Origin of the sequence: Pollutibacter soli (genome assembly GCA_029269725.1) — a bacterium.
Taxonomy (GTDB): Bacteria; Bacteroidota; Bacteroidia; order Chitinophagales; family Chitinophagaceae; genus Pollutibacter; species Pollutibacter soli.
The window spans coordinates 191,326-218,290 of the sequence record JARJHS010000002.1; the positions used below are offsets into that span (position 1 = coordinate 191,326).

Below are 26,965 nucleotides of genomic sequence, written 5' to 3' on the forward strand. Positions count from 1 at the left end.
TAAGAAAGTATACAAACCGGGACATGCCGGTTATAAATTGATAAGATCATATACAACTCAGAAAATAAAGAGGATGCGATTCCTGAGGCATCAGAATAATTTCACATCATGATTGCCTGGCAATCGATCAACGCACTACCAATTCAACTTGCATATGAAAAAAAATTGCAGCGCCTTCATGGAGCACATGGTGTTACTTGTGATTTTACTACTTGGATTATTGTTGCCATCTGACGGTTTCTCTCAAACCAAGAAAACAATTCAGGGTACGGTTTCCAGCGCTTCCGGTCCGGTGATAGGGGCAACAGTTAGAGTAAAGAACAGCGCCGAAGCGACAGTAACTGATTCCACCGGATTTTATATCATCCAAGCGACGGCCGGAGAGTTTCTTGTTTTCAGCAGCACGGAATACAGTGATCTCGAAATTCAGGTGAAAGAAAATAATACTATAAATGTGGATCTGGTTGCGCGCACAATTGCACTGGATGATGTGGTGGTCGTTGGTTATGGTACACAAACTACACGACGGGTTACAGGTGCTATTGCAAAAGTCAGAATGAAAGAGACCCAGGATATCCCGAATACCAATGTGTTTCAGTCCTTACGGGGTCGGGTAGCCGGAGTTCAGTTTACAGACAACGGGCGGCCTGGCCAGAGTGGGAACATTCTGATCCGTGGTGTACGTTCGTTGAGCGGAAGTAATGCTCCTCTTATCATTGTCGATGGTATTTTCTTTAATGCAGGTATTCAGAACATCAATCCCAACGATATTGAAAGTATGGAAGTGCTGAAGGATGCGAGTGCTTCCGCCATTTATGGATCCAGAGCTGCAAACGGAGTGATCCTTATTACCTCGAAAAAAGGCAAATCTGAAAAACCACAATTGCAAGTCAACTTTTTTGGTGGATTTGCAGAACGGGCACACAAAGTAAAATTGCTGACTCCCGAACGGTATATCGAAAGGATGCGCGATTATAATATCCAGGCTGGTTTGCCCGCAACCGAGTTGTCTGACTTTTTATATCCTTCCGAGATAGCCAATAAGGAAGCGGGTAGAGTGAATGATCATTGGGATAAGGTTTCCCAGAATGCGCCTTTATATTCTCTGGATGTAAGTATTTCCGGTAAGTCAAAAAAGACGAACTATTATTTGTCGGGCTCCTATACAGATGAAAAAGGCTTGATGTTAAACGACCAGATGAAGCGATTGACATTAAGATCGAATATAGAAAACCAGATCGCAGACTGGTTGACTATAGGGATGAATGCCACCTTTATTACCCGAGATGAGTCCGGTGTATTACCGGCACCAAGCAGTAATATTCATCCTTATTCCACATTGTACTATGATGATGGAGAACCACAGCAGTTTATGTTGCCGGAAGACCAGGTGAGTCAGAATAACCCGATTTATAGTGCGCTGCTCACGAAAAATGAAACGATCATCAATAACATCTTCGCAAATTTTTATGGAATCGTAAAAATTCCCTGGGTAAGTGGTCTTCAATACAGGATTAACTATTCTCCAAACTATCGCTGGGATCACAACTACAATTTTTTCCGTCAGGATAAGCATCTTACAACCAATACCACCAGCGCGAGTAAATTTCACAGAGAGGATTTTGATTGGGTGATGGAGAATATCCTCAGCTATTCCAAGCTGATCGGCCGCAATCACAGGATCGATGCAACGGCATTATATGGTATGGACGGACGAAATTCATCTTCTACAACAGCCAGTGCGTCGCAATTCGGATCTGATATTCTGGGCTGGAATAACCTGGGTCTGGCAACTTTATTTAATCTTACATCTAACGCAACAGAGCAACGCGGTGTTTCTTCCATGATCCGATTAAACTATGGATTTAAAGACCGCTATCTCTTCACCTTTACGATGCGGCGCGATGCCAGTTCGGTATTTTCTGCAAACCATAAATATGCACTGTTTCCCTCAGGCGCCATCTCCTGGGTATTGACAGAAGAAAAGTTCCTGGAAAACAGCCCGGTGCTCAAATACCTTAAACTTCGTTTATCCTATGGTGCAGTAGGTAACCAGGCCATCAGTCCTTATCAATCATTGAGTGCATCGTCAATAACCCGATACGTATTCAGCGATGGAGGTACATCTTCGCTTGGTGTATTCCCAAACCGGATGCCCAATGATGATCTGAAATGGGAAACGACTTATACGGGAAATATTGGTGTTGATTTCGAAATCCTGAAAGGACGTGTAGGCGGTTCGGTGGAATTGTATCATATGAATACAGAAAATCTCCTTGTACAACGTTCACTTCCGGCAATGACAGGCTATCCTTCGGTATGGACAAATCTCGGGTCAACCACCAATAAGGGTATCGAGCTCACGCTGAATACTATCAACATCAAAAGCGCAGCATTTGAATGGTCTTCCAATTTTGTCTTTTCCAGAAACAAAAATGCCATTCGGAGTTTGTACGGTTCTGATGTTGACGGTGATGGAAATGAAGATAATGATTTATCCAACCGATGGTTTATCGGACAGCCAGTGAATGTTGCCTACGATTATGTTATTGACGGGATCTATCAGAAAGGCGATGCTTTCCCAACAGGATATAAAGCTGGAGATGTACGTGTAAAAGATGTAAATGGAGATGGTATTATCAATGCTGCCGACCGCACCATTATCGGGCAAAACGCTGAACCAAAAATCCGATGGGGTTTTGGAAACACTTTAGAATACAAAAATCTCAGTCTGAGTTTCTTTATCAACGGCATGCATGGATGGGTATCACAAATTGATCTGGTGGGCAACGGATTGCAGAACGACCGGAATGTGAATCGAATCGACTATGGCTGGTGGACGGAACAAAACGTTTCGAATAGTATGCCTTCCCTGATATATACCAATCCGCTTGGACATGGTTATTATGTAACCCGCGATTTTGTGCGGCTTCAGGATCTTTCGCTTTCATTTAATTTTCCTCATAACTGGTTGCGCAGTTTAAAACTTTCCAACGCAAGAATATTTCTCAGCGGTAAAAATCTGCTCACGTTTACAGACTGGCCCGGAGCGGATCCTGAAAGCGGCGCAACGCAGGATGGTATTCCGGTACGAAGAATTTACTCCCTCGGATTTAATCTCTCATTCTAAAATATTCTTTCAATTATAAACCTGGTTTATGATTAAACAATTTCTAAACGAAACACAGCGGAGAATTTTTTTACTGCTGCATATCGCGGTTTCAATTTTTGCACTGGCATCCTGTACTAAAAAAGAGGACCTTAATGAAGTACCGCTGAGTTTTCTTTCTTCAGACAATGTGCTGACAAGTAAAAAAGGCTTCGAACAGTATATTGTTGCCCTGCATGCATCAGCGCGCAATCAACTGAACATGATTGACTACAATCATGGGTTTATCAACCTGTTACAAGGTACTGACATCGCCTGCAATGGTGAGCTGGCATTGATCAATTACGGCAATTGGGTCACCTATCTTACACCGACAAGACCGGTGGTGGAAAACTATTGGAACTGGGCATATCGTGAAATGCTGGTGCGTGCAAATACCATAATTGTATATGCTTCAAAGCCTGAACTCGCAGGTATCTGGGCAAATGATGCTGAAAAAAATGCCATCATTGCGGAAGCGCGTTTCTTTCGGGCCTATACACTTAATTTTCTGGCAAATCTCTACGGGGATGTACCCATCGTTGATACAATTTTCAGTGGGCCCAAGACCGATTTTGTAAGGAGTGCGAGAAAAGATGTTTACCAGTTTGCTGCAGCCGATCTGGAGTTTGCGAGCCAATGGTTACCGCCAACAGTAATTAGGCAGCAGGAAGGCAGGATTGTAAAAGCAGCCGCTGATCATTTGTTGTCAGAAGTCTATATCAGTCTCGGAGAATATGATAAAGCAATCGCCAGTTCATCCAATGTGATCAATTCTGGTTTGTACCAGTTAATGACGAGCCGGTTTGGCTTACATAAGGATAAGCCGGGAGATGTGTATGGTGATTTGTTCAGGCCGGGCAATCAGAACAGAAGTTCAGGTAATCTCGAAACCATTTATGTCTGGCAATTTGAGGATCAGACCCTCGGTGGCCAGGGTGGTCAGAATGAAGCGGGCAATCCTTCTCTGCGTTACTGGGGACCATTTTATGTAAATGTAAAAGACCCTGCCGGATTTAATATGCTGGTTGCGGATAGCCTTGGTCGTAGTGTTGGAGGTATCAGGCCCAACAATTATTTTCTTTATACGATCTGGAACGGTGATTTTAATAATGATATCCGGAACTCCGAATATAATATTCAACGTACACACTATTATAACAATCCTGCTTCTGTCTGGGTAAACACTCCGGTACTGGAATCGCACAAACCAAAAATTGATACATTCCGGATGCTGTTTCCGAGGTTAAGGAAAGTGCTTGGAAATATCAGCTGGAAAGGAGCAACAAGTGCGGTAAACAGGGGGTATACTTCAAGTGATTTTATAGTTTATCGCTTAGCCGAAACTTATCTGCTCAGAGCAGAAGCGTATATGCGTAAGGGTGACCTCACGAGTGCTGCCGCTGATATAAATGTTGTTCGAGCAAGATCCAATGCGAGCCCTGTTGATCCTTCAAATGTTAACCTTGATTATATTCTCGATGAACGTGCACGGGAACTGGTTACAGAGGAGATCCGCCACGTAACACTCGTACGTACAGGAACACTTGTGGAGCGCGTCCGGAAATACAATATGCGTGAAGATACCCGAACCACCATACAGGATTTTCATAAGTTCTGGCCTATTCCGCAATCTGCAATCGACGCAAATTTCAGTGCTGAATTAACGCAAAATCCCGGTTACTGATCACCGTTATAATACTATTGAAATTGAAAATGAAGATGAAAGCCGGATCAAGAGCTGCAATATTTAAAAATGCATTTCGTATTGTTTTTATAATCTCAGGGTTGCTGTTTTTATATGCCCGCATTTTCGCTCAGGAAAACACCTCGGGATCGGTTGTCGCCCGTGACGGAGCACGTATGTTTATCGCCACCGCAGGTGAGAAAGTTTTCAGTGACACCGGATTTTATTTTAATTCAATCCCGGTATTTCTGAACGGCAGCAATTTCATTGCCGGTTCTTTCTATAAAGGCTCAAAAATTGAAGCAGCAGCAGCGGGTAAAATTTATGCCATAACTCCTGCTTCTGGCAGTCCGTTTTCGCAGGAAGCGAGATTGCAGCAGGAAGGTTTCAGCAAACGGAGTGAAAGTATTGATGGTTTATTCAAAGAGTTTGATGGCCAGTTGGTCCTATTGGAAAAAACACTGACCGATGCAGATCTCGCAGAACCACCTGCAGCCTATGGCAGCTGGGTTATTTTTTTCTTTTCCGGGTACCATCTCCCTTCCATACATGAACCGGCAAAAGTAATCTGGAATCCAGGCAAAGAGTATCTGCCACAAACCAGACTCTGGCAAGGTTGCCCCACAATAGCAAAAACAGGTAAGCGGTATTGGTTTGGATGGTTTACCGGTGGAACAAAGGAACCCGATAAAGGAAACTACGCAGTGATCAGTTACTCTGGTGAGCCGGGAAAAACATTGACCGATCCGGCATTGATCGTCACTCACCCGAATGAGAAAGTGCGTGTGATGGACACGCAATTGTGGACCGATCCGTCCGGGAAACTCTGGTTGATGTGGACACAGAACACCGGGATAAATGGATTTGATGGACTCTGGGGAACATGGGCATCTGTTTGTGATAACCCCGAAGCGGCTGTTCCGGAATTCAGTAAGCCCAGGCGGCTCTGCGATGGACTAACGCGCAATAAACCAGTGGTGCTGTCCACCGGGGAATGGTTGTTACCATCCTACACCTGGGTGGACCGCCGGAGCACAGTGTATATTTCCGGCGATCAGGGTAGGACATGGACTTTACAGGGTGGACCCTACAATAACAACATTACTTTTTATGAGCATATGCTCACAGAGAAAAAAGATGGTACCGTTTGGATGATGCAACGAAGTATCAAGGAAAGTTTTTCCACTGACAAAGGCAAAACCTGGACTGAATTAAAGGAACGTGCAGACTTCCCCTCTCCTTCTTCCAGATTATATTTCGGAAGACTGAAGTCGGGAGCACTCATACTGATCTACAATCGCGATGAAGAAAGAAAAGACCGGAAAAATATGACCGTTGCCTTGTCGCAGGATGACGGAAAAACATGGCCGTATTCTCTGCTGCTGGATGAACGTTCCGGAATTTCTTACCCTGATCTGGTTCAGGATGATAAAGGAAGAATATTATTGGTATACGACAGGTCAAGAACAGGTGAAAAAGAAATTCTGATGGCTAGATTTTCTGAAAAAGAAGTACGAAAAGGAAAGATTTTTCTGAAAGATTCAGGATCAAAGATATTGTTATCACGACCGGAGATTGTCAATACTGTTTCTAAATGAATAACCGGAAAGATGATGTGATCTGTCCCGGAGTAAAAAATCTGTATGTCTAAAAATCGGTTGTTCCTATCCGTTACAGTATTTTTACTGATATCAATGATTATAGCAGGTCTGTCTGGCAGATTTGCCGATTCAGGACTATTGATAATTGGATTCTTTATCAGTCTTGCTCTGTTTTTTTCAACCAGGGATTCGCTGCGGAGTTACATCTATACTATTTCCATTTTTGCGTCCGTAAGTGCAGCCATGTTTTACCCGGGATTATTTGTACGATGGGGAAATTTTAATGTGGCTTTGCTGATTACACCATTGATTCAACTCATCATGTTCGGGATGGGTACTTCAATGAGTCTCGGAGATTTTGGCGGCGTCATAAAAAATCCAAAGGGAGTGCTTGTAGGAGTGGTGAGTCATTTTATCATTATGCCCCTGCTGGGTTTTCTGCTTGCCAAATCAAGCGGACTTGAAGCGGAGATCGCTGCAGGTATCATTCTTCTCGGATGTTCACCCAACGGAATGGCTTCAAATGTAATTTCCTACCTGGCCAAAGCAAACCTGGCACTCTCTGTAACGATTACCGCAGTGTCGACCATGCTCGCACCTTTCCTGACACCACTCTTAATGAAATGGCTTGCGAATTCATTTATCGAGATCAATATGTTGCACATGATGTGGGACATTTCGAAAATGGTGATTTTACCCATTGCTGCAGGATTGTTATTCAATCATTTTTTAAGGGGGAAAGTCAGATGGCTGGATAAGGCTATGCCTCTTGTATCCATGGCCGGAGTTGCATTTTCAATCGTTGTAATAGTAGCGGCCGGTCGCGATAGTTTACTAACGATCGGCCCACTATTGTTAGGCCTCCTGGTCATTCATAATCTCGCTGGATATTTTCTGGGCTATTCGTTTGCACGTTTTTTTAGGATGTCGGAGCGCGACTGCCGGACAGTGGCCATTGAGGTGGGAATGCAGAATGCCGGGCTGGCTACAGGTATAGCAAAGGAAATGGGAAAACTGGCAACTACCGGGCTGGCTCCTGCTATATTCGGATCGCTTATGAATATCACTGGTTCTGTACTTGCCTCCTGGTGGCATAAACGCGAACCATTAGAAAATCCCGAAGTACCCATTCTGCAGCCTGAGGAAAAGAACCTGCAGCAATCTACCCTGCTTACCGCGAACACCAAAAACACTTCTGATGTTTGACAGACGTGAAATTTATTACTGGAAATGTGACAGGCCTTCTGCTTTTGAAATCCGTCATGTGTCGGATATTCAGAAACGTAAAGTATTCATCGAATCGTTACTGCAGGAGTATCTGGATACTTATTTTTCCGGAGCACCATTTACTTTGACACCAGCCGGAAGCCAGGGCAACCATATCACTTATATTGTTGACAGTCAGGAAAAGCAATTTTTTATCCGGCTGGAAGATGGACAGGAAAGGGATAATTATATGGAAGTGGAGAGCAGGATTGCCACGATGCTTCAAACTAAACAAATCCCTGTTCCGGCAATGTTTCATCTTAACACGAACAGGGAGAAATTGCCGTTTGCCATTCAGATAATGGAATATCTTCCCTATTCCGATCTAAATAAGTTATATAAGAACGGTGATATAAAACTCAGAACAATTGCCAATAGAATCGGGAGGTATATCGGCAGGTGGCAACAAATACCCACACGAAATTTTGGATTGTTTGATGTCCGGCATCTGCAAAAAACCGGAGAGTTGCAGGGGTTTCATCAATTGTATAAAGATTATTTTTTCCTGAATTGGGATAAGCATCTCAACTTTCTAGCCAAAAGCGGTCTGATGAATTCAGAAAGGATCAGCGCAATTGATGCCATTGTCAAAGACCACGAATCAGTAATGAATATAAATGATAGTTGCCTTGTTCATAAGGATATTGCTCTCTGGAACATTCTCGGAACAAGCACAGATATTAAAGCCATAATTGATTGGGATGATGCGATTGCTGGTGATCCTACAGATGATTTGTCCCTGCTTGCCTGTTTTCATTCAGGACCGGATGTGTGCGCTGCAATCGAGGGCTACCAGGAGGTAAGAAACCTGCCCTCAGACTTCGAAGAAAGATTTTGGTTGCACTTGCTACGAAACATCATTTTCAAAGCGGTTATCAGAGTTGGAGCCGGATATTTTGAAGAATCCGGCGATTTTTTTCTTGTAAATTCTGGGAATAAAAAAAACGATCTGAGAAGAATGACGCTCAACAAAATTAACCTGGCGTATAATGGCTTGAATGGTAAAATTAAAATTGAGGAATTATGAATTCGAAAAAAAGGCAACCGGAATCTGCTGCTCCTTTGTCGCTTGGAACCTGGATGTCGATCGGTTCCCCGGTTATCTCCGAATTGGCCTCCCTCATTGGTTTTGATTGGCTGTTGTTTGATTTGGAGCATGGTAATTTGACTGAGGCAGCTTTACAATCAAACCTGCAAGCGGTAGCGCCCGGCCCTGTGCAATCAATCGTACGAGTACCAGGTGTGAATCCTTATATCATTTCCCGGGCGTTGGATTGGGGAGCTGCCGGAATAATGCTTCCGCATGTATCCGGCGCTGAAGAAATCAATGAATGCCTGAAAGCGATGCAATATCCGCCCTTTGGCAATCGTGGATATTCCAGTTCCGCCCGTCAATATCAGTATGGAATGAAAGCTACAGAAGCCATTACTTCATTAAAGCCGTTACTATTTGCACAAATTGAAGATGTGAAAGCAATTCAAAATATAGATGCGATCGCATCGGTCAGCGGTATTGACGTATTGTTTGTTGGCCCGGCAGACCTTCAACTCTCCATCAGTTCTTCAACCGACTTCGACATCACCTACCGTGAAGCTTTAGCTAAAGTATGCCAGACCGCTAAATCACATCATATTACGGCCGGAATTCTGGCTAAAGACAAAAATGAATTTAGCCAGCACATCGAAATGGGATTTACATGTATTGCAGTTTTATCTGACCTTGCTATACTTCGTTCTGGTTACCAGCAGATATTAAACGCCTTTGACAAAGAAAGATGTGCAGGTAAAACAAATAACTGACCTTAACCTGTATAAATCTCGAACCCGTTATAACTAAATGATGACGGGAACTGTTGGCTGCCTGGGCTTATCCCGTAGCAGATGTAAATTCAGTTATTGTTCCATGTAAAAGTCGACGCAATTTAATAATCCAGGTTCTGCGGTTTTTTATTATCATAAATCTCTTTCGCTGTTTTCATTGTCACCAGCAATTGCCCCATATGGCGCATGATATGTTCCGCGGAATGAAATAAAAGTCCGATAACGGTGGTGGGTAACTGTTTTCTGCCGAGGCCACGAAATTCAGTCAGTTTGTCTTCCGGTGTAGACCGCAATTGTTCGATTGCTTTTCTTACGGTATCAGAAAATTGAGCTACCAGATGATTGGTGTCAAGATCTTTATTTGCAAGTGTTTCATGCTGCAGATAAAGCATTTGAGTTTCATTTAATTTTTCATTCCTGGCATAAGTAAAAAGTCTGTCAATAACGCCACTCATGTGCAGAAGATGAAAACCCGGCGAAGCTGAATGATATAGTTTGTTCCATAACATCTCCGCCGGAAAATGTTGCATCAGTTCTTCTACTTCTTCGGCCGCCTGCAGCAATGCGTGAGCTACAGGTTGCAATAAAGCGGGAATTCCTTCGATTGGCCCGCGTTGCCATACTTCTGTTTTCATTGAATGAAATTAGTTGATTGTTGATAGTTTATCGTTATTCATTGTTCGTTATTAGTTCATCGTTCATCGCGCATACTACAGTCCTGATGTTCCCTTTTCCCGGCCCACAGTTTCAACTGGATTATTAGCCGGCTGTTTAACGAACAACGAATAACGAACAACGAATAACGAACAACGAATAACGAACTCCCCGGCTTAACTTTAATTATGGAATATCAACTCCTGGGTAATTCTGATCTGAACATTTCCCGAATTGGTTTCGGTGGGATGTCACTTAAATCGGTACAGCACGATGAAGCAATTACTTTGTTGCAATCTGCATTCCAACAGGGTATTAATTTTTTTGACACCGCAGATATGTACGAACATGGGCGGAATGAAGAAATCATTGGAAAAGCATTCAGAGATATTCGTGATAAAGTTATCATCGCTACAAAGGTCGGCAATCAGTGGCGTGCAGATGGTTCCGGATGGGACTGGAACCCGCGGAAAGACTACATCCTGAAATGCGTTGATGATAGTTTGAAAAGATTGCAGACTGACTATATCGACCTCTACCAATTGCATGGCGGGATGATCACTGATTCGCGGGACGAAGTTGTTGATGCTTTTGAACAGTTGAGAAAGGAAGGGAAGATCAGGTATTACGGTATTTCATCGATTCGACCGAATGTAATTCGTGCATATATGCAGGAGAATAGAAATATAAAGTCGGTGATGTTGCAATACAGTCTCGCAGATCGTCGACCCGAAGAGGAAGTACTCGATACACTCCTGCAGCACAATATCGGAGTGTTGGTTCGCGGAGCATTGGCACAAGGTCTTCTTGCAGGCAAGCCTGCGAAGGAGTATCTGGATCATAGTACAGAAAGCATACGAATTGCTTTTGAAGCAATTTCTTCCATATCAGGTCCACATCGTTCAACTGCGCAGACGGCAATCAGGTTTGTACTTCGTCATCCCGCGGTTGCTTCTTCGGTTATTGGTGTGCGCAACACTGTACAGTTAAAGGATGCTATAGAAGTATTTGATACACCCGAGCTTGCGGAAGAGGATTATTCATATTTGAAACAATCCATCCGGCAAAATACATACTCTGATCATCGTTAGTTTTTGGCGATAGTAATTTCCGAAAAAATTCCTTTGTAAGGCGATAACGGAACCACTGTAAAATTTCAATTCAAAAATCTGCACTCAAAAATATTTCTGAAAATATTTTCTAAAAAATTGGCAGCATCAAAAAATTGTTTACATCTTTGCACTCACAAAATAAAAAAATGCAACGCACGCAGATACATATTAAACCGGTAAATCGCTTTGGTCTGAACACAGGCTATTGCAATTGCGGGGCATTTAATTTATCAGAATAAGTAAAAAACGAATTCGATACAATGCAGGCCCCGCAAGAGATTGCGGGGTTTTTTATTTATGTTAAACGTACAACGTTTAACGTAGAACGCGGGAGCCTGAGCAGGCAAAGAATCGTAATTAAATGAAATAATTTTGAAACGGAATTTGATGATAAAAGAAAACGAAAGGAAATATGCGATTTAAAATAGAAGTAATGAATTGGGATTCATGTGCTGGCAATAAAACTATGCCCGGCGCTGAACACTATCTAAATAGTCATCAGCGACCTGATTACGTGTACATATAGGCGAAATCTATTGTGTATGTAAACCCGGTCGCAGTAAACGACCGGGTTTTTTATTGAGAAACAGAAAATAGAAACAGGAAAAAAATGGCTTGTAGTTAAAAGGATGAGAATACTTCACTACGAATGAAGAGATACAGGTTCGAATCCTGTCATGCCAACCGATTTTTTTAAACGTCCCTGGAAAACCTATGAAAAATTAAGAAGCTCAACTGGCTCGTAGCTCAACAGGTAGATGTTCCCGGCTTTTAACCGGGAGGTTGTGAGTTCGAATCTCACCGGGCCAACAAGGATGAATAGCTCAATGGCAGAGCAGCGGTTTGTTAAGCCGCCGGTTGAAAGTTCGAGTCTTTTTTCATCCGCATTTATTAAACAGGGTGCTTTGGCAGAGTTGGTCTATGCACCGGATTGAAAATCTGGCAAAGAAGGTTCGATTCCCTCGGGCGCCACTGGAAGAGAAAGCAGAATACAGAAACAGAAAACTGATACAATGGAACATTTAAAACTCCAATGGCGGAAATTAAATGGAGAGAAAATTCTCATTCCGATAGCAGATGAAGTAGTAAACATACTGGCAAAGGAGCGCGAATCCGGTCACGAATTGAAGGTATGTATCGGTACTGACAGCCAGGTGAAAGGAACTGTAACTGAATTTGCCACTGTTATTGTTTTCATCCGGAAAGGTAAAGGAGGATTCATGTACATATGCAATGAAGTTTCTCATCAGAAGATGAGTATCAAACAGCGGATGCTCGTAGAAGCAGCAAAAAGCGTCGATGTGGCTTTTGCGCTTTGCAATATTTTTTCACGCTTCAGTGTGAGTATGGAAGTACATGCAGACATCAATACCAATCCCGGTTTCAAAAGCAATGATGCACTGAAAGAGGCGATGGGATATATCGTCGGGATGGGATTTGATTTCAAGGCAAAACCCCAGGCGTTTGCCAGCTCAAGCTGCGCTAACAAAGTAGTGCAATGATGAGGCAAGAGGCAAAAGGTACTGGCGGCTATTGCGAACAGCGAACAGTGGACAACGATGAACAATGAACGAACAACGAACAATTAAAAAATCAACTTATGTCGTTATATATTTTTTTAATCATCATCATGATTCGGATTCTGATCGTGATCTTCCCTTCACTCTTCTCAGAACTGAGAGGTCTGTTGAGGACACTTATCAGTAAAAGATCGTTACCGGTTTTCGAGAATCACTATATCGATGCTAAATCACTATACAGGTATAGGTTCGGGTCTATTCCGAACATCAGCATCATTCAAGGTGTTGATGTCGGAAAGGTTTTCGAATATGTAACAGGTATACATAGCGGAATGGTTTCAAGGATATATCAGTCCTGCGAGTACAATTTTGAGGCAGGTAAGCAGGAGTTCGACAAAACCTTATTCGTAATGAAGAATAAAGTGATTATCGAACTGGCTTACAGGTATGCACGAATTCTTTACCAGTCTGAAGCTTTTCAACACGCCTCAGAATTGCTTGCTGCTTTTAGTGAATTCAAAGTGCTGGAGAAACAGGAGGATTTCGAGATCAATATCATCACATACTCTAATTCGGGACTTGATCTGAAACGGCTGGATATAAAACCTGCGAATCTCGATCTGCATTTGTTTTACAATGATGATTTTATTGAAGTGGATAAACTGATTAAAAGCCGGTTGAATATGCAGAACGATAAAGGGATTGTTTTGCTTCATGGACTACCAGGTACAGGAAAAACATCTTACCTGCGTCACCTGGTTGGTGAACTTAAAAAGAAAGTACTTTTTGTTTCACCTTCTGTAGCAGGCAACCTGATGAATCCTGAATTTGTGGATCTGCTGATCGAAAATCCCAATTCAGTTTTGGTGATTGAGGATGCAGAAAATATCCTCATGAACAGAAAATATAACAGCGATTCTTCAGTATCCAACCTGCTGAACCTGAGTGATGGTTTGTTGAGTGATTGTGTGAGCGTACAGGTGATCTGCACTTTCAATAGTGATCTCAACCTGATTGACGATGCGTTGATGCGAAAAGGTCGGCTTATCGCCAGGTATGAATTCGGAAAATTGAGTGTCGAAAAATCACAGCGGCTCTCAGATCATCTTGGATTCGAAACAGTAATTAAAATGCCAATGACTGTTGCTGAAATAACCAATCAACATGATATGCAGTTTGAAATAAAAAGGATTGAAATAATCGGTTTCAAACGTCATTCTGATTTGGCACAGCGCTGTTAGTGCTACGGGACCTGACATGTCGTATAAAAGCCTGCCCACCGGCAAGATGGTATATGACTATTGAATACAGACCAGGTCTATGCGTGATTTCATGACCGTGCGGAAGCAGTAGCTGGCCGTATGCTTTTGCAGCGATAGTTTATATCATTACTCTGTAAGTCAGAGGTCCGACTCCTCTTCCGCTCTTACGGGGATAACTCAACGGTAGAGCAACAGGATGCGCAGGTTCCCCGCCCGGCTGGTGCATTATTGGAACAGTTGAAGGGAATTTTTGGTTCGTCAAACCTGTGAGGTCGTGAAGACCTTACAGGTTTCCTTACACACTGCCAGATGTTAATTCAGATTTGATTTGTATCAGCTCACCCAGCAAACGGGTCTCCGTTACCAGTTCTTTTTTTTGAAGCAGATCTGCAATACCGGTTATCGCGAAATTAAACGATTCAATTTCGGTTTTTCGCTTGTTGATGATGTCCTGGTATGTAGAAATAAGTTGTCCATCAGAAGATCTGCTGATGAGGAGAAGTTTTTCCAATATCTCTTCGCTATTCAGATGAATATTTTTTAATGAGGCAATTATCACACATTCATCTATAATACGCTTTGCTATGGTTAAGGCATTTCTGTTGCTGTGAAAAATCCCATTGTCGGTTTCCAGTAAAGGGCATATTGAATTAAAAACGCAATTGATTATTGTTTTTGTCCAGGCGACTGAATGAATATTTAACGTAGAAATAAACTGCAAATTCGGATTGTTTAATTGATCGACGATAGCATGTAAAGTTTTTTCATTGCCTGAGATAATACCAATGGGAGACGCCGTCACAGGCCTGAACTTTACCGAGTTTTCTGCCAATGACTGACAGGTAGTAAACAGAACACCGCGGTATACGTGTGAAAATTTATGATCTGTAAAAGGCAGCTCCACATTCAGGCCGTTTTGCAGAATGACCAAAGGTGAATTCCTGACTTTATTTCTGAGTCGTTCTGCAATTGACAGATTTCCGTATGCCTTATTTGCAAGAACAACGATGCCATCAAAAGCTGGGTAATTGCTGATACAGCTCAAAGTGATTTCTTCTCTGATGATTTCATCCTTGCTTAACTGGACTTCGATGTTTTCAACACAGGCGGGTTTATTATCAATATGACCACGAAGGAGAACAATATCTTTACCCTGCTGTTTTAAAAAAACAGCCAACGTCTTCCCGATTGCACCAGCGCCAATGATGTAAATCGTGGGTTTAGTTTTCTGCATAATGATTTTTATTTTCAGATTACACTTTTATTGCAACAAATCTCAATCGTACATAATCGGCATACCAGTTCCCGTTTTTAAAATTTGTTGCCCGGAGCTGGTTCTCTACTCTGTTGATGATCTCCTCAGCAACGTTCAATTCCAGTTTCTCTAAGTATGATTTTCCAAACATGATCAACCAGTTCTTCATGCCATCATCGCCTTTCAATAATGTTTCCCTATCGAAGTGGGCGGCAAATGTTACCCGGAAACCCTTTTGTTCCAATAAAGTTGTGTATTCAGATAACGACGGAAAATACCAAAGCGGACTTTCAGCTACTGCTGTATAACCTTTGCTAATTAACTGAAACTTCAGTGCATCGGTTATGTTGGATACGTTGCCCTTTCCGCCGAATTCCGCAACAAATCTTCCCCCCGTCTTTAAAGCATTGCCTATGCACGTGATTGCCTTTTCATAATCGGGTACCCAATGCAGCGTGGCATTGGAAAATACTGCATCAAACTTTATATCGTAAGAAAAATTACTCGCTGAACCGATGTCAAATTGTATATGGGGATACTTATTTCTTGCGGCCTCGACCATTTCCCTGGAATTATCGATCCCAATGACTTTGACATTGCGTTTAACAATCAGATCCGCCAGGTCGCCTGAACCACTGCCGATATCCAGAATGATTTCTCCTGGTGCAGGTCCTAAAACATTGATAAGATCCTCTCCATATTTTGAAACAAAAGAATGGTTATTGTCGTAAAGGTTTGCGTCCCATTTCATCTATAGTCGTTTTGTTCATTAAAGAAATCAAATGCTGTGAAACTTCAAATTTACCCGATCTGCAGAATTGTTTTTTCCAGCAATGCAACATGAAGGTTTCTGTGCTGTTCCGGCAGGTTCTCCGTTTCCGGAGTCGTGTAGTTCTCAACAAATGAAAAACCAAAACTTTTATAATAGGAAATGATCTTCTCATTCTCCGCCCAGGTGTCCATGCGGATATATTTCAGATTTTTTTCTTTTGCCAGCTGAATGGTGTTGTCAAGTACTTTTTTGAACAATTGCTGACCAGCAAAGTTTCTGTTGATGACAATACGATGCAAGTATGCTGCATCACCGGATTCTTTTTCGCGCCATATCAATGCATCGCTATAGTAAACACTGAAGATGCAGACAATATCATTCCCGGTAATCATCTTAAACAAATGTCCCTGTTCTATATCCGTTTCTATAAATGCTTTGTCATAGCTGACCCATCCTTTATAATTATTCAATTGTTGAAAACGTATTGCTTCCTCAAAAAGATGATAAATGACCGGCAGATCATCCCGCACAGCTTTTGTTATCATATTACTCATGTAGATTATTATTCAATCTTGTTTAACCCGCTGTTTTTTACACCATAGAGAAAGTATATCAGGATGCCTGCGACGCTCCATACAATCAGCCTCAGCCAGGTGGAGGAATCAAGACTGAACATCAGCAATAAATTGAATGCAAAGCCCAAGCCTGCTATAAGGGGCAGGTTTTTTACTTTAAATGGTCTGTGAAGTGTCGGTTGATTTTTTCGGAGCACCAGCACAGCAATGCAGATCATCGAAAAGGCAAATAAGGTTCCGATGCTTGTCATTTTGGTTGCTTTTTCAATGGGAGTAAATGCAGCAATAAAAGAAGAAATGAAGCCCAGTAAAATCGTACTCTTCCATGGTGTTCTATATCGGGGATGGATAGTCGCGAAAATTTTTGGTGGCAGAAGACCGTCTTTAGCCATGTTCAGGAATATCCTGGTTTGCGAAAGCAGCATCACCAGCATTACAGATATCAAACCAATAACTGCTGCGATTGTGATTAATAGCGAGGCCCAATGGAGGCCGACCGCACTGAATGCAGATGCTACCGGCGCTCCAGGGTCAAGTTCGGTGTAACTTGCCATCCCCGTTAGTGTTAAGGAAACCAGTATATATAAGATGGTACAGATAACCAATGAAGCGATGATAGCGAATGGAATGTCTTTTACAGGATTCAACGACTCCTGCGATTGAGTGGATACGGCATCAAAACCAATGAATGCAAAGAATACAAGTCCGGCAGCAGTAACAACTCCGTAAATTCCGTAATGACCTGTGCCGGAGGTATCGACTATTCTTTCGGGAATAAATGGTTGCCAGTTGGCAGGATTAATATATGCAACACCTGCTATGATCACAAACAGCACTGCAGCTACTTTTATGGATACGATGATATTATTGGTTCTTGCAGATTCTTTTATACCTCGTACAAGAATGTATGTGACAACCCAAACAATCAAGGCAGCAGGGAGATTGATCGAAAATACAGGTGGATCGATTCCCAGTCTCAAAGCTTCTTCCTTTGCTGTCACAGGATCATTTATTAACCATGGCGGGGTATTGTGGATGCCTGAAAGATGCAATAGTTTGATAAAATATTTTGACCAGCTGACGGCTACCGTTGTGGCGCCCATCATGTATTCGAGGATAAGGTTCCAGCCTATGAACCATGCAAAAAATTCACCGATCGTGCCATAAGAATAAGAGTACGCTGATCCTGACACGGGCAGTATGCTGGCGAATTCCGCGTAACAAAATGCGGCAAACAGACAACCCGCTCCTGCAAGCACAAAGGATAAAGCCAACGCAGGTCCTGCATATTGATTAGCTGCCACCCCGGTCAGTACGAAAATACCGCCCCCGATAACCGCGCCAACTCCAATGGCAGTAAGTTCCCATTTACCAAGAGTTCTTGTTAACTGACTCGTTTTAATGTCCTCATGATATGCTTCCAGAGGTTTCTTTCGGAGTAAATTTTTCAGGTTCATGTTAGGGTGGGTTTGGTTTTACTTTAATGCAAAATCAACAGCGGCCTGCGCATGAATCAAAGTGGTATTGAACACAGGCACGTGAATATCTCCCTGGCCGATGATCAGCGGAATTTCCGTGCAACCGAGGATAATACCTTCTGCACCGCGCTTGATCAGCCTGTTGATAATGGCTGCATATTCCTTTTTGGTTTCGGAGCGAATAATGCCTTTACCTAATTCGTGCACGAGCGTCTGTTCAATAAAGTCAATTTCAGTTTTGGTTTCCGGCGTTATGATGGTTAAGCCGGTTGCTGAAAGCTTGTCTTTATAGAAATCCAGCTCCATTGTAAAAACAGTTCCAAGCAGTCCGACCTTCGTCAGTTGTTTTTGATGGATCGCGTTTGCAGTGGCTATCCGGATGTCAATGAGAGGTATGTCAATTGCTGCACTAATTCGTTCTGCTACTATATGCGCAGTATTTGCGCCTAGCATGAGGAGATCTGCTCCGGCATCCTTCAGCTTCATTGCTGCCTGTGATAGTAATTTGAAATTCGCGTCCCAATCATGTGCTGCATTGAACTTTCTGAAATGTTCAAAGTTGACAGAGTAGATAATGCATTCGGCGAAATTCAAGGCACCTAATTGTTTGTTGGTTTCTTCATTGATAAACCTATAGTAGTCAATGGTGGACGTCCAACTGGTACCACCGACCAGTCCGATTTTTTTCATCTAGTATATATGTTGTTTAAGAAATGGAGTTGCGTCCTGCAATGATTTCATGTCATGATCGTATTGTTTGTTAACTGCGCTTAGATTATCTGAAATAGAGTTATTTGGTCTAACTCAGGAATGGTCTTTTGCAGTTCGGAATGTCATCGGTTCATCTACAGGCCTGAGGTTTTTTACTCTTGTTTCGAAATCGACTTGAGAGACAAGGGGGTTAACAATCTGTTGAAAGAGTTGGATCAGCTCTGCTGAATGGTTGTGGCTTTTTTGATGCGTGAGACTGAAGTGCACGAGTTTGGTCCACATTACTGCTTTGAGTTGAGTTGTATCGTTGTTCCACATCAGGCCTTCAAACACCAGGCTTTTGTCAGAAAAAGAAATCAATTGCGTTTGGATGGTTACCTCTTCCATCACCATGGCAGGCACGAGGTAGGAAATTTGTGTCTGGGCCGATACCCAGCCTATAGCTTTCTCTCTTGCCAGTCTGTAAATGTCAAGATCGTAATTGTCCAGCAGCTGGTCGCCTCTGGCGGTAACGATATAATCGATATACCTGGCGTTGTTCAGGTGATTAAAGGGGTCGCAATCGTGAAAGCGTATTTTCATTTTGCTTTCAAGAACTTTTTTATACTCATGCATACAATCACGATTAAATAATATACCGATTGGTATATTTCAGGTTAAAAAAAATCAGCATTCCAGATCGCGTATCATTTTTGCCAGGTAATCCATGGCGATTTTAAGCTCAGTTGTTTTGCCAGTTACCTTGGCCTGCATAAATGCTCCTTCAATCAGTGAAATGAGAATAACAGCAATCTCTGCAGGGTTGGTATCCGCTTTTATTTCATTTCTGCTTATCCCTCTCTTTACCTGATTTTCCACTGCTTTTTTCCAGATAGCAAGTGCATTGGCTGCTTTTTCTTTCAAAAGCGGGTGAGTGTCGTCGGCCTCTGTAGCAGTATTTAGAATAGGACAGCCAGGTTGTAAAAAAGGCGTTTTTAAATAATTGCGATACACTTCCGGGTAAACCAGTAAGCGCTCAACTGCATTTTCAGTGGCCAGTAACTTTGCCTTTATAAATTCGGTGACCTTATTGTGATTATAATCAAATACAGCCAGCGCGACTTCGTCTTTATTCTCAAAATTTCCGTAGATGCTTCCTTTCGTAAGACCAGTTGCCTGAGTAAGGTCATTAATTGAAGTACCCGCATACCCTTTTTCATTGAAAACAGATGCGGTTTTTTCAATGATGAATTGTCTGGTCCTTTCTGCTTTTGATAGAGAATTGCTCATTGCTTCAGTGAAGGTAATTAAAAATATACCAATAGGTATATTTTCGGAAAATTTATTTTGCACAAACTCTTAGGCAATTGTTCGATTGAAATTTCATTTTTCCGCTTTTACGAAAGTCATACACAGGCTACACGAGGCAACAACTACAGAAGAGATAACTCTTTTTTCTCGCCTGTTACCCAGCTGTTGCCACTTATATTACTCTGTGGTTTGCTTTTATGCTCTTTTAAATTCAACGACTATCAATTCGTAGCTCAAAACCTGCCCTGTTATCGTAAAGAATAGAAACACAGGTGAAGTTAATGCTCAATGCTCCGGCCTTGCCCTCTGGTAATCGTAACCTCAATTAAAAGACTAACGAAACTGCATTGGAGAAAACATCGTTTTCGTTTTAAATGATTTACTGAACGATTGCAGGTGTTCAAACCCTGACTCTTAGGCAATTCACTAACGGAAAGATCTGTTGTGGACAGTTTTTCTTTCGCTTTCTCAATAAGTATAGTATGGATATGTTTGCTGAGTGTTTTGCCCGGTAAGCGATTTCAACAGGCTACGCAAATAGGTCGGTGAGATATTTGAATGATCGGAAATGTATTGTACTGCAATACCCTTAACCGCCAGATCATCCTCTCGAAAATAATCGGAAGGTAATTCTTCCAGTCTGTCAAGAATTTTTCCCGGGTGATAAACCGGCGATTGTAAAACGGTTCTGCATAACTCAGCAAATTTTCGAGGTGTGAAATAATGATTTGTTTGCTGAAGTTATTCATGTTGGAATGATATTCATGCTGAATAGTTCCATTGACAATTTATTCTTCTTTTTCGGAAAGAAACAATACTTCATTTACGGCATAATCAATACTGGTATATACGAATATTTTTTCCCAGCGATGTGTTCCATAGAAAATCCGGATGAATGAATATCCTCGCCTTCCAGTTTCGGCGGAACACCACCTTCTTCACCACGCAGTATTTGCCGGGTGACATAAACGCCTTCAAATCTTCATTAAAATCATATTTCTGCGGGCCGTATAGAAGTTTGCTACAACCTCTCTTTAGCGAAATAACATACAGGTCAAAGACCACGGCATTAACGTCCGAATTACTGTTTTTAATTCCAGGTAGCAGCTTGCATTTTTGACTCCTTCGGATTCATTATTGGATTTGAATCAAACTGTTGTATGGTGATGAAGAGCGATATCCGGCAGGTGAAAAAATGAAGACTGGAAATGAATCAGATTTGCTGGTAAAACAACAAGTTGTTAATGCTTCACTTCACCAGCAGCTTAAAAAACCTTTCCAACTCTGTCTGTTCCAGTGGCGATAACTGTACATTATTCTGGTACTGAGCCTGAAAAAATTTTACTCTTTTGTGTTCCGGATATTTGGCAAGTATGGCATCGATTTTATCACCTGTTGCTGTATCCTTTTCGTACAAAGGTTTTGGCGGTGGCGGAGCTGCTTTGGATTTGAATGCCTTCTTTTTGATTACAGCTTCCAATGTCGCAAGTTTGGAAGGAGTGATCTTTTGTATGTCGACAGCCTTAAGAAACAACCCTTCTAACTGACGTTTGCTCAGACTTCCTCTTTCCCGGTACTGACTCAATAAACTTTTTACAAAAGGCGAATCGGGGTATATCGCCAGGAATTCATTCAGCACATCCAGGATCACATCAACGTCGGGTTTTTTGCGAAGCATCTGCAAAGTTAAACGTAAAAGATGGAACGTATTACGTTTAACGTTTAACATAAAACGTATAACGTTAGCTCTTGCAATTGAAATATTCCTTACAAATGGAACATGATATAAGAGTGGATGGAAATGCAGCTATCCTCGTCCCAGGCCAGCGTTCTACGTACTACATTCACGTTTAACTTTCTACGCTATACCACTTTCGCTACTTCAAAATGCATCCCGTCCAGTCTCGTAAAATGTCCACCCCAGAAAAATCCATTCAGGTTGGCAATTTCCACGAGTTCACGTACACTTCCCTTTCTTCCTGCAAGGGCAGGTAATGCGCCTAGTCCGTTCCATTCAACATTAATATCAAAAGCGGTACCGAAGGCATGATTGCTTAATATGGTTCTGCTTCCACGGATATACCTTGGATTATATGATCCCGCCCAGGTTAGTACAAGAAACAGCAAGCCCGCTGATTCCCAATCTTTCCAGAGTTTCTCCAACTGACTTTTTGATTTTTTATGAAACGCGACTTTATCCGAACCCTTTATGCCGACGAGCTGAGGCACTTTTGCAATAACAATATTGTCTCTTGCCCAGTTATCCGTCACTTCTATATTTTCGGGATTGCCCGGAACGGGTTTTGATCTGAAACTGAATTTCCCAAAGACCGAGGCTCGATCAGCGTTGGTAATGAGCGGTTGAAATCTTGGTTTTTTTGGCCAGTTTGCGCTATCCTTTCCAACTTCATCATCTGTAAGAATACTGAAGCCAAGCATCATTGCTGCACCGGTTGTTTTGTCACCGACTTTTCCGTCTGGTTCAAGTGAATGACGCTTCTGGAATTCCTGTGAAGCCAGTTTTGTTGGTCCGTCAAAAATGCCGTTCACAAGTCCGTGATACAATCCCTGGCCCGTTAAAAACAGTTGCCATTTTTTTACCACCGCACCTGACGATCCTAATTTTAGTACGCGCATCGTTTAATAGGTTTTAGCCAAGTAAAATCAAGAGTCGGAAACCATCAGAGCAGGTAGGGAAATCCGGATGTTTTTGCTTCCAGCTGTTTTGATTCAACCGCGTGCATTTGTAATGCGGCCCGGAACATTACCGAGGGTAGCAGATTACCGCCGAGCATACTCCATAATTGCTGGTTTTCCTCGAAATTCAGTACCACCTGTTCCATGGCTATTTTATTTTTTTCACCATCGCGTTGCTCAAATTCAAAAACAGGATGAAGATGAAAATAGTCCGTGATCAGCCCGAGAAACTGAAGTGCCCTGTTATAAGGTTCTACCGTTATGGAAAAAAGACAATGCAGGTGAATACGGTAGGAATTACTGTTGGAAGCATTTGCACCGGAATTCAGCAGATGATGCGGACTGGAATGATGCAAAGACGATTTTTCCAGGTTCACGACAGTCAATACAACATTATCAGAATGATGAATATGGGCATTATTATGGGCGGCTTGCCTGTACTTTGCGACGTTGTCAAGTATCACATATGGAGTTGGATCAGGATGTTCAAGACCCATGCGTTGAGCGAAATAATCGTTCAGGGAATCCACCACCGTTTGTAATGCGACATCGATCATCTGAAAGATTTTTAATTACTGACACGCCTTCCAGTGAAATCAGGTGTTGTATGCAACTGAAATAAGCTTCATAAATTAGGTGATTTCAGCGAAAAAAGGAAATTTTTCTACTCACCCGAAGGAGGAAACAGAATACTAAATACAGAAAGATACAGGGTAGCAACAATAGTAGGCTTGTTGCTATGCTTTTTACTGACTAAATCTGCTGACTACTTTCTCCCGCCTCTTGCTTATAAAACAAAAGCCGATGAAACCATCGGCTCTGCATTCAATAAAAACCATCCTGAAATATTGTTTAGACAGAAACAGGAACAACAACCTCATTGCGCAATATCTGTTGCGTGTTGCCTTTTCCCCTCTCTAAGCGAAGCGTAGAGACCAGCGAGGGGTGAGTCACGCTCTTAATCCCTCCATCCTGCCATTGCCCAATCCGATAACCATACCCTTTGCTGCTTTCGATTTCGGTTCTTTGCTTACTTTCAGATATTTCTTTCCTAAATCCTGTCTGAGAATATTAATCAATTCATCCATGCTCCCATTACGTGAAGCTTTAAAAAAAGCATCAATAAAGGCAGCTTCATTTTTCCCGGGCCTGAAATATGGCTTACCCGGCTCCTGCATTTTAGCTTTAGCCCTGCACATTAACTGTCGGCAGTTTTCATTGGTAATCCGGAACAACTCACAGATCTGTTCGAAATCATAGTCAAAAGCCCTCCTGAGAATAAATACCGCTCTTTCTCCCGGTGTCAGCATCTTGTACATTTTGCTCAGCTGATGCTTTACCTCATTTCCATTTTCGAGAGTTGAATCCTGTTCAGCAAGGGCGGACGCGTTCCGTACCTGCTGTTTCGAATATTCGTTCCTGATCTTTTCCTTCCTGATCTGGTTGATGTAGAGATGATAAATGGTTTTCGCGACATAGGCTTTTATGTTTTTAACTTCAGCGTTTTCAGACTGCAGGTATCTTACCAATGCATCCTGAACCAATTCCTCGCTGGTGTGAACATCTCCGCTGTATTTTTTCGCTATCGAAAACCAAAGTGGCTGGTACTGACTGATAATCTCTTTCATAAAACAGTTTTTTGATAATTTCCTTTCCTGAACAATTAATTTCCTTTCGTTGTCACAAATTTGCTCCGCTTACTGTTCTGATAAAAGTGTATTGTGTACGGGATGTAAAAAAGCCTGCATGAATTACAGAATCCTGAGATCAGATGTGAAGACAATGAAAAATGATAAATAATTACAGGTTAGCGTCAATTCCTGCAATTCATACACGGTTTTACTCAACTCATCCGGATGGCCGGGCAATTTATCTCCAGCGCTGTGAGGTTACCCTGAAAAGAATGTAATTTGTACAACAACCCTTCGTCGCCCGAATCGAGTGCGGCCAGATGGTTCACGGCTCTAAATTTTATGATGGTTAAACTGCCACAATATACCCGTAGAGATATGCTGATCCTATCAGTGACCATGCCACTGGTGGTTGCGCTGATAAACTCTCTTCTGTTTGGCGGGCGATATTTTACTGAACCAAAACTCTTGTTACTGAGCAGTTTGGTCGTAGCAGGCGTGATGACGCTTGCGTGGTTTCTTTTCACCTGGGTTGCTGTAACTGTAAGAAACCGCTTACCAAAGGATGAGGACCTGATCAAAAGATTGATCATTACAATCGTCGTAATCGGGACTATTCAGGCGCTGGTTATCGCTTTGTTTTTTAAAGGATACGATTACCTGCATCTGTTTGGATATGAACTGAACAAAAGAAGGTTTTACTGGACGCTCAGCATTTCCTTCATCTTAAATATTCTGATCACGCTTGTTCATGAAGGGTTTGAAAGTTTTGAAAAATGGAAATCCACTTTCACTCAGACCGAGCAACTGAAAAAAGCATACACACAAAGCAGGTTGATGGGATTAAAAAGCCAGGTGAACCCGCACTTTCTTTTCAATAGTTTGAATTCTTTATCAAGCCTGATTTCTGAAGATGAAGAAAAAGCAGAGACCTTTTTAAATGAACTCACCAAAGTATACCGATATCTGCTCCGGGGAAGTGACGATAAACTGGTGAGTCTCGAAACAGAACTGAAATTCATCAATTCCTATTTCTACCTGCTGAAAGCGCGTTATGGTGACGCCGTAAATTTGTCTGTCGACTTTGATGATGACCAGCGACAACTGATGATTCCGCCGCTTGCACTTCTGACACTTTTCGAAAACGCATTCAATCAGAATGCTACGCATAAAGACAGCCCGTTGAATATTTCCATTAGTGTTTCAGAAGATCACTGGCTGGAACTTTCCCATAATATCCAACGCAGAATTGCGACGATCCCGGCGGATGAATCTGGTATCGATAACCTGGCGGAGAAAATTCGCTTACTGACGCATCAACAAATCAATGTTTCGAAAACGGAAAACAGTTATACAGTGAAATTGCCTTTGATCCAGGATAAAACAATGGAGCTTTCATGAGGCTGCCAAAACCATATGCGGTTGAATGGGCCAGCTTTTTTATGCTGATGCCTGCGATAGCAACGGTTAAGTGCTATATAGTACTTGATACGGCGTGGTGGAAATATCCACAACTCTGGCTCACTGCATTTTTGCCATTAATCACGGTTGCACTGTTTCCATGGTACCTGGATGTGTTATGTACAAGATATATACATGAAAAACTATCCGGACTACATAATACCGGTAAACGGATACTCATTATTTTCATTAAGCAGTTTTTCATCATTCTGCTCTCAGTGATAGTCATATTTTTTGTCGTAGGATACCTGAATCCCGGATTATATCATCCAACCGTTGAGAAGTTCGTCATGTGTATGGTAGTAGGTCTGACCTTTACCTACATTGCAATTATTCTTTGGGAAGGAAATTATTTTTTCCGCCAGTGGAAAGAGAGTTTGCGCGAAAGAGAGAAGTATGAGTTCCTGAGTTTGCAGGGAGAATTCGAAGGGCTGAAAAGCCAGGTAAATCCGCATTTTCTTTTCAATTGTTTCAATACGCTTTCTTCGCTGATAACGGAGGACAAAGCACAGGCGGAAGTATTCCTGAATGAACTCAGCAAAGTATACCGTTACCTGTTGCGCAATAACGAAGATGGAATGAGTACGCTTAAAAATGAGATTCAATTTATTCATTCCTATTTTAACCTGCTGAAAACAAGACATGGCGATGCGATAGAATTACAACTGGATATAGATAAGCGCTATGAAAGTTATCTTCTTCCGTCACTGAGTCTGCAGTTGCTGGTGGAAAATGCGGTAAAACACAACTCGCTTTCAAAAAATTATCCGTTGACAATTGAAATATTTACGACAGTAGGAAATAAATTGCTGGTGAATAACAATATCCGGCAGCGAAACCTGAAGGCGCCGTCAGGCAAAGTGGGATTGAAAAATATCAGATCGAAATATGAATTGCTGCGACAACCCGGGTTCCAGGTGATTGAAGATGAAAAAAGTTTTACCGTGGTCTTGCCATTGATCTGGTTGAATACTGCAGATCCCAAGCTGCCACAATACGCACAAACTATAAACTAAACCGAGTT

Annotated in this window: 23 protein-coding genes and 4 tRNA genes; 15 read left to right on the forward strand and 12 right to left on the reverse strand. The window is 42.1% G+C overall.

What is annotated here, in order from left to right:
* Window positions 1–154: 154 nt before the first annotated feature.
* Genes P2W82_RS05430 through P2W82_RS05455 form a run of 6 tightly spaced genes read left to right on the forward strand, consistent with a single transcriptional unit; the run spans window position 155 to window position 9,502 of the window.
* Window positions 155–3,130 carry a SusC/RagA family TonB-linked outer membrane protein gene (locus P2W82_RS05430; protein WP_336514835.1) on the forward strand — a complete coding sequence of 992 codons (2,976 nt, stop codon included), beginning with the start codon at window positions 155–157 and terminating at the stop codon, window positions 3,128–3,130.
* A gap of 28 nt (window positions 3,131–3,158) precedes the next feature.
* Entirely contained in the window at window positions 3,159–4,835 is a 1,677-nt protein-coding gene (locus P2W82_RS05435) for a RagB/SusD family nutrient uptake outer membrane protein (RefSeq protein WP_336514836.1), read from the forward strand.
* Window positions 4,836–4,864: 29 nt separating this feature from the next.
* Window positions 4,865–6,433, forward strand: a complete 1,569-nt coding sequence (locus tag P2W82_RS05440) for a sialidase family protein (protein ID WP_336514837.1) — start codon at window positions 4,865–4,867, stop codon at window positions 6,431–6,433.
* 45 nt (window positions 6,434–6,478) lie between these two features.
* The gene (locus P2W82_RS05445) at window positions 6,479–7,642 is read left to right on the forward strand and encodes a bile acid:sodium symporter family protein (RefSeq protein WP_336514838.1); all 1,164 of its coding nucleotides are present in this window, start codon (window positions 6,479–6,481) and stop codon (window positions 7,640–7,642) included.
* Window positions 7,635–8,729, forward strand: coding sequence for a phosphotransferase family protein (locus tag P2W82_RS05450; RefSeq protein WP_336514839.1), 1,095 nt, complete (start codon window positions 7,635–7,637; stop codon window positions 8,727–8,729). Before P2W82_RS05445 ends, P2W82_RS05450 begins: the two co-directional genes overlap by 8 nt.
* Window positions 8,726–9,502, forward strand: coding sequence for an HpcH/HpaI aldolase family protein (locus P2W82_RS05455; protein WP_336514840.1), 777 nt, complete (start codon window positions 8,726–8,728; stop codon window positions 9,500–9,502). Before P2W82_RS05450 ends, P2W82_RS05455 begins: the two co-directional genes overlap by 4 nt.
* Window positions 9,503–9,624: 122 nt before the next feature.
* Here the strand turns inward: P2W82_RS05455 and P2W82_RS05460 are convergent, their stop codons facing one another.
* Window positions 9,625–10,158: a DinB family protein gene (locus tag P2W82_RS05460; RefSeq protein WP_336514841.1), complete on the reverse strand. Its 534-nt coding sequence runs from the start codon at window positions 10,156–10,158 to the stop codon at window positions 9,625–9,627.
* Window positions 10,159–10,365: 207 nt separating this feature from the next.
* Between P2W82_RS05460 and P2W82_RS05465 the strand changes: the two genes are divergently transcribed.
* The 7 genes from P2W82_RS05465 to P2W82_RS05495 all read left to right on the forward strand — a co-directional run bounded on the left by P2W82_RS05465 (window position 10,366) and on the right by P2W82_RS05495 (window position 14,050).
* A complete protein-coding gene (locus tag P2W82_RS05465) occupies window positions 10,366–11,268 on the forward strand; it encodes an aldo/keto reductase (protein ID WP_336514842.1) in 903 nt (300 codons plus the stop codon).
* A 632-nt stretch (window positions 11,269–11,900) separates the two neighbouring features.
* Window positions 11,901–11,973: transfer RNA gene (locus P2W82_RS05470), tRNA-Arg, on the forward strand.
* A 52-nt stretch (window positions 11,974–12,025) separates the two neighbouring features.
* Window positions 12,026–12,099 (forward strand) — tRNA-Lys (locus P2W82_RS05475).
* A gap of 3 nt (window positions 12,100–12,102) precedes the next feature.
* Window positions 12,103–12,174, forward strand: a tRNA-Asn gene (locus tag P2W82_RS05480).
* A gap of 14 nt (window positions 12,175–12,188) precedes the next feature.
* Window positions 12,189–12,261, forward strand: a tRNA-Phe gene (locus tag P2W82_RS05485).
* Between the two features lie 41 nt (window positions 12,262–12,302).
* The gene (locus P2W82_RS05490) at window positions 12,303–12,791 is read left to right on the forward strand and encodes a ribonuclease H-like YkuK family protein (RefSeq protein ID WP_336514843.1); all 489 of its coding nucleotides are present in this window, start codon (window positions 12,303–12,305) and stop codon (window positions 12,789–12,791) included.
* A 128-nt stretch (window positions 12,792–12,919) separates the two neighbouring features.
* Complete coding sequence (locus P2W82_RS05495; RefSeq protein ID WP_336514844.1) at window positions 12,920–14,050, forward strand: AAA family ATPase; 1,131 nt, start codon at window positions 12,920–12,922, stop codon at window positions 14,048–14,050.
* A 316-nt stretch (window positions 14,051–14,366) separates the two neighbouring features.
* Here the strand turns inward: P2W82_RS05495 and P2W82_RS05500 are convergent, their stop codons facing one another.
* The 11 genes from P2W82_RS05500 to P2W82_RS05550 form a co-directional block, all read right to left on the reverse strand.
* Window positions 14,367–15,305: a ketopantoate reductase family protein gene (locus tag P2W82_RS05500; protein WP_336514845.1), complete on the reverse strand. Its 939-nt coding sequence runs from the start codon at window positions 15,303–15,305 to the stop codon at window positions 14,367–14,369.
* Window positions 15,306–15,324: 19 nt separating this feature from the next.
* On the reverse strand, window positions 15,325–16,077 hold the full coding sequence (locus tag P2W82_RS05505) for a class I SAM-dependent methyltransferase (RefSeq protein WP_336514846.1): 753 nt from the start codon (window positions 16,075–16,077) through the stop codon (window positions 15,325–15,327).
* Window positions 16,078–16,127: 50 nt separating this feature from the next.
* Window positions 16,128–16,652, reverse strand: coding sequence for a GNAT family N-acetyltransferase (locus P2W82_RS05510; protein ID WP_336514847.1), 525 nt, complete (start codon window positions 16,650–16,652; stop codon window positions 16,128–16,130).
* Window positions 16,653–16,660: 8 nt separating this feature from the next.
* Window positions 16,661–18,130, reverse strand: coding sequence for an APC family permease (locus tag P2W82_RS05515; protein WP_336514848.1), 1,470 nt, complete (start codon window positions 18,128–18,130; stop codon window positions 16,661–16,663).
* A gap of 18 nt (window positions 18,131–18,148) precedes the next feature.
* Window positions 18,149–18,841, reverse strand: a complete 693-nt coding sequence (locus tag P2W82_RS05520; protein ID WP_336514849.1) for an aspartate/glutamate racemase family protein — start codon at window positions 18,839–18,841, stop codon at window positions 18,149–18,151.
* A 114-nt stretch (window positions 18,842–18,955) separates the two neighbouring features.
* On the reverse strand, window positions 18,956–19,477 hold the full coding sequence (locus tag P2W82_RS05525) for an acyl-CoA thioesterase (protein WP_336514850.1): 522 nt from the start codon (window positions 19,475–19,477) through the stop codon (window positions 18,956–18,958).
* 51 nt (window positions 19,478–19,528) lie between these two features.
* Window positions 19,529–20,131: a TetR/AcrR family transcriptional regulator gene (locus P2W82_RS05530; RefSeq protein WP_336514851.1), complete on the reverse strand. Its 603-nt coding sequence runs from the start codon at window positions 20,129–20,131 to the stop codon at window positions 19,529–19,531.
* 1,270 nt (window positions 20,132–21,401) lie between these two features.
* The gene (locus tag P2W82_RS05535) at window positions 21,402–21,830 is read right to left on the reverse strand and encodes a hypothetical protein (protein ID WP_336514852.1); all 429 of its coding nucleotides are present in this window, start codon (window positions 21,828–21,830) and stop codon (window positions 21,402–21,404) included.
* A 185-nt stretch (window positions 21,831–22,015) separates the two neighbouring features.
* Complete coding sequence (locus P2W82_RS05540; RefSeq protein ID WP_336514853.1) at window positions 22,016–22,789, reverse strand: M15 family metallopeptidase; 774 nt, start codon at window positions 22,787–22,789, stop codon at window positions 22,016–22,018.
* A 44-nt stretch (window positions 22,790–22,833) separates the two neighbouring features.
* On the reverse strand, window positions 22,834–23,406 hold the full coding sequence (locus P2W82_RS05545; RefSeq protein WP_336514854.1) for a Pvc16 family protein: 573 nt from the start codon (window positions 23,404–23,406) through the stop codon (window positions 22,834–22,836).
* Window positions 23,407–23,799: 393 nt separating this feature from the next.
* Window positions 23,800–24,477: a sigma-70 family RNA polymerase sigma factor gene (locus tag P2W82_RS05550; RefSeq protein WP_336514855.1), complete on the reverse strand. Its 678-nt coding sequence runs from the start codon at window positions 24,475–24,477 to the stop codon at window positions 23,800–23,802.
* A 345-nt stretch (window positions 24,478–24,822) separates the two neighbouring features.
* On the opposite strand from P2W82_RS05550, the gene P2W82_RS05555 reads away from it, so the two are divergent.
* A complete protein-coding gene (locus P2W82_RS05555) occupies window positions 24,823–25,881 on the forward strand; it encodes a sensor histidine kinase (RefSeq protein ID WP_336514856.1) in 1,059 nt (352 codons plus the stop codon).
* Complete coding sequence (locus tag P2W82_RS05560; protein WP_336514857.1) at window positions 25,878–26,957, forward strand: sensor histidine kinase; 1,080 nt, start codon at window positions 25,878–25,880, stop codon at window positions 26,955–26,957. The genes P2W82_RS05555 and P2W82_RS05560 overlap by 4 nt, the downstream gene beginning before the upstream one ends.
* Window positions 26,958–26,965 lie beyond the last annotated feature (8 nt).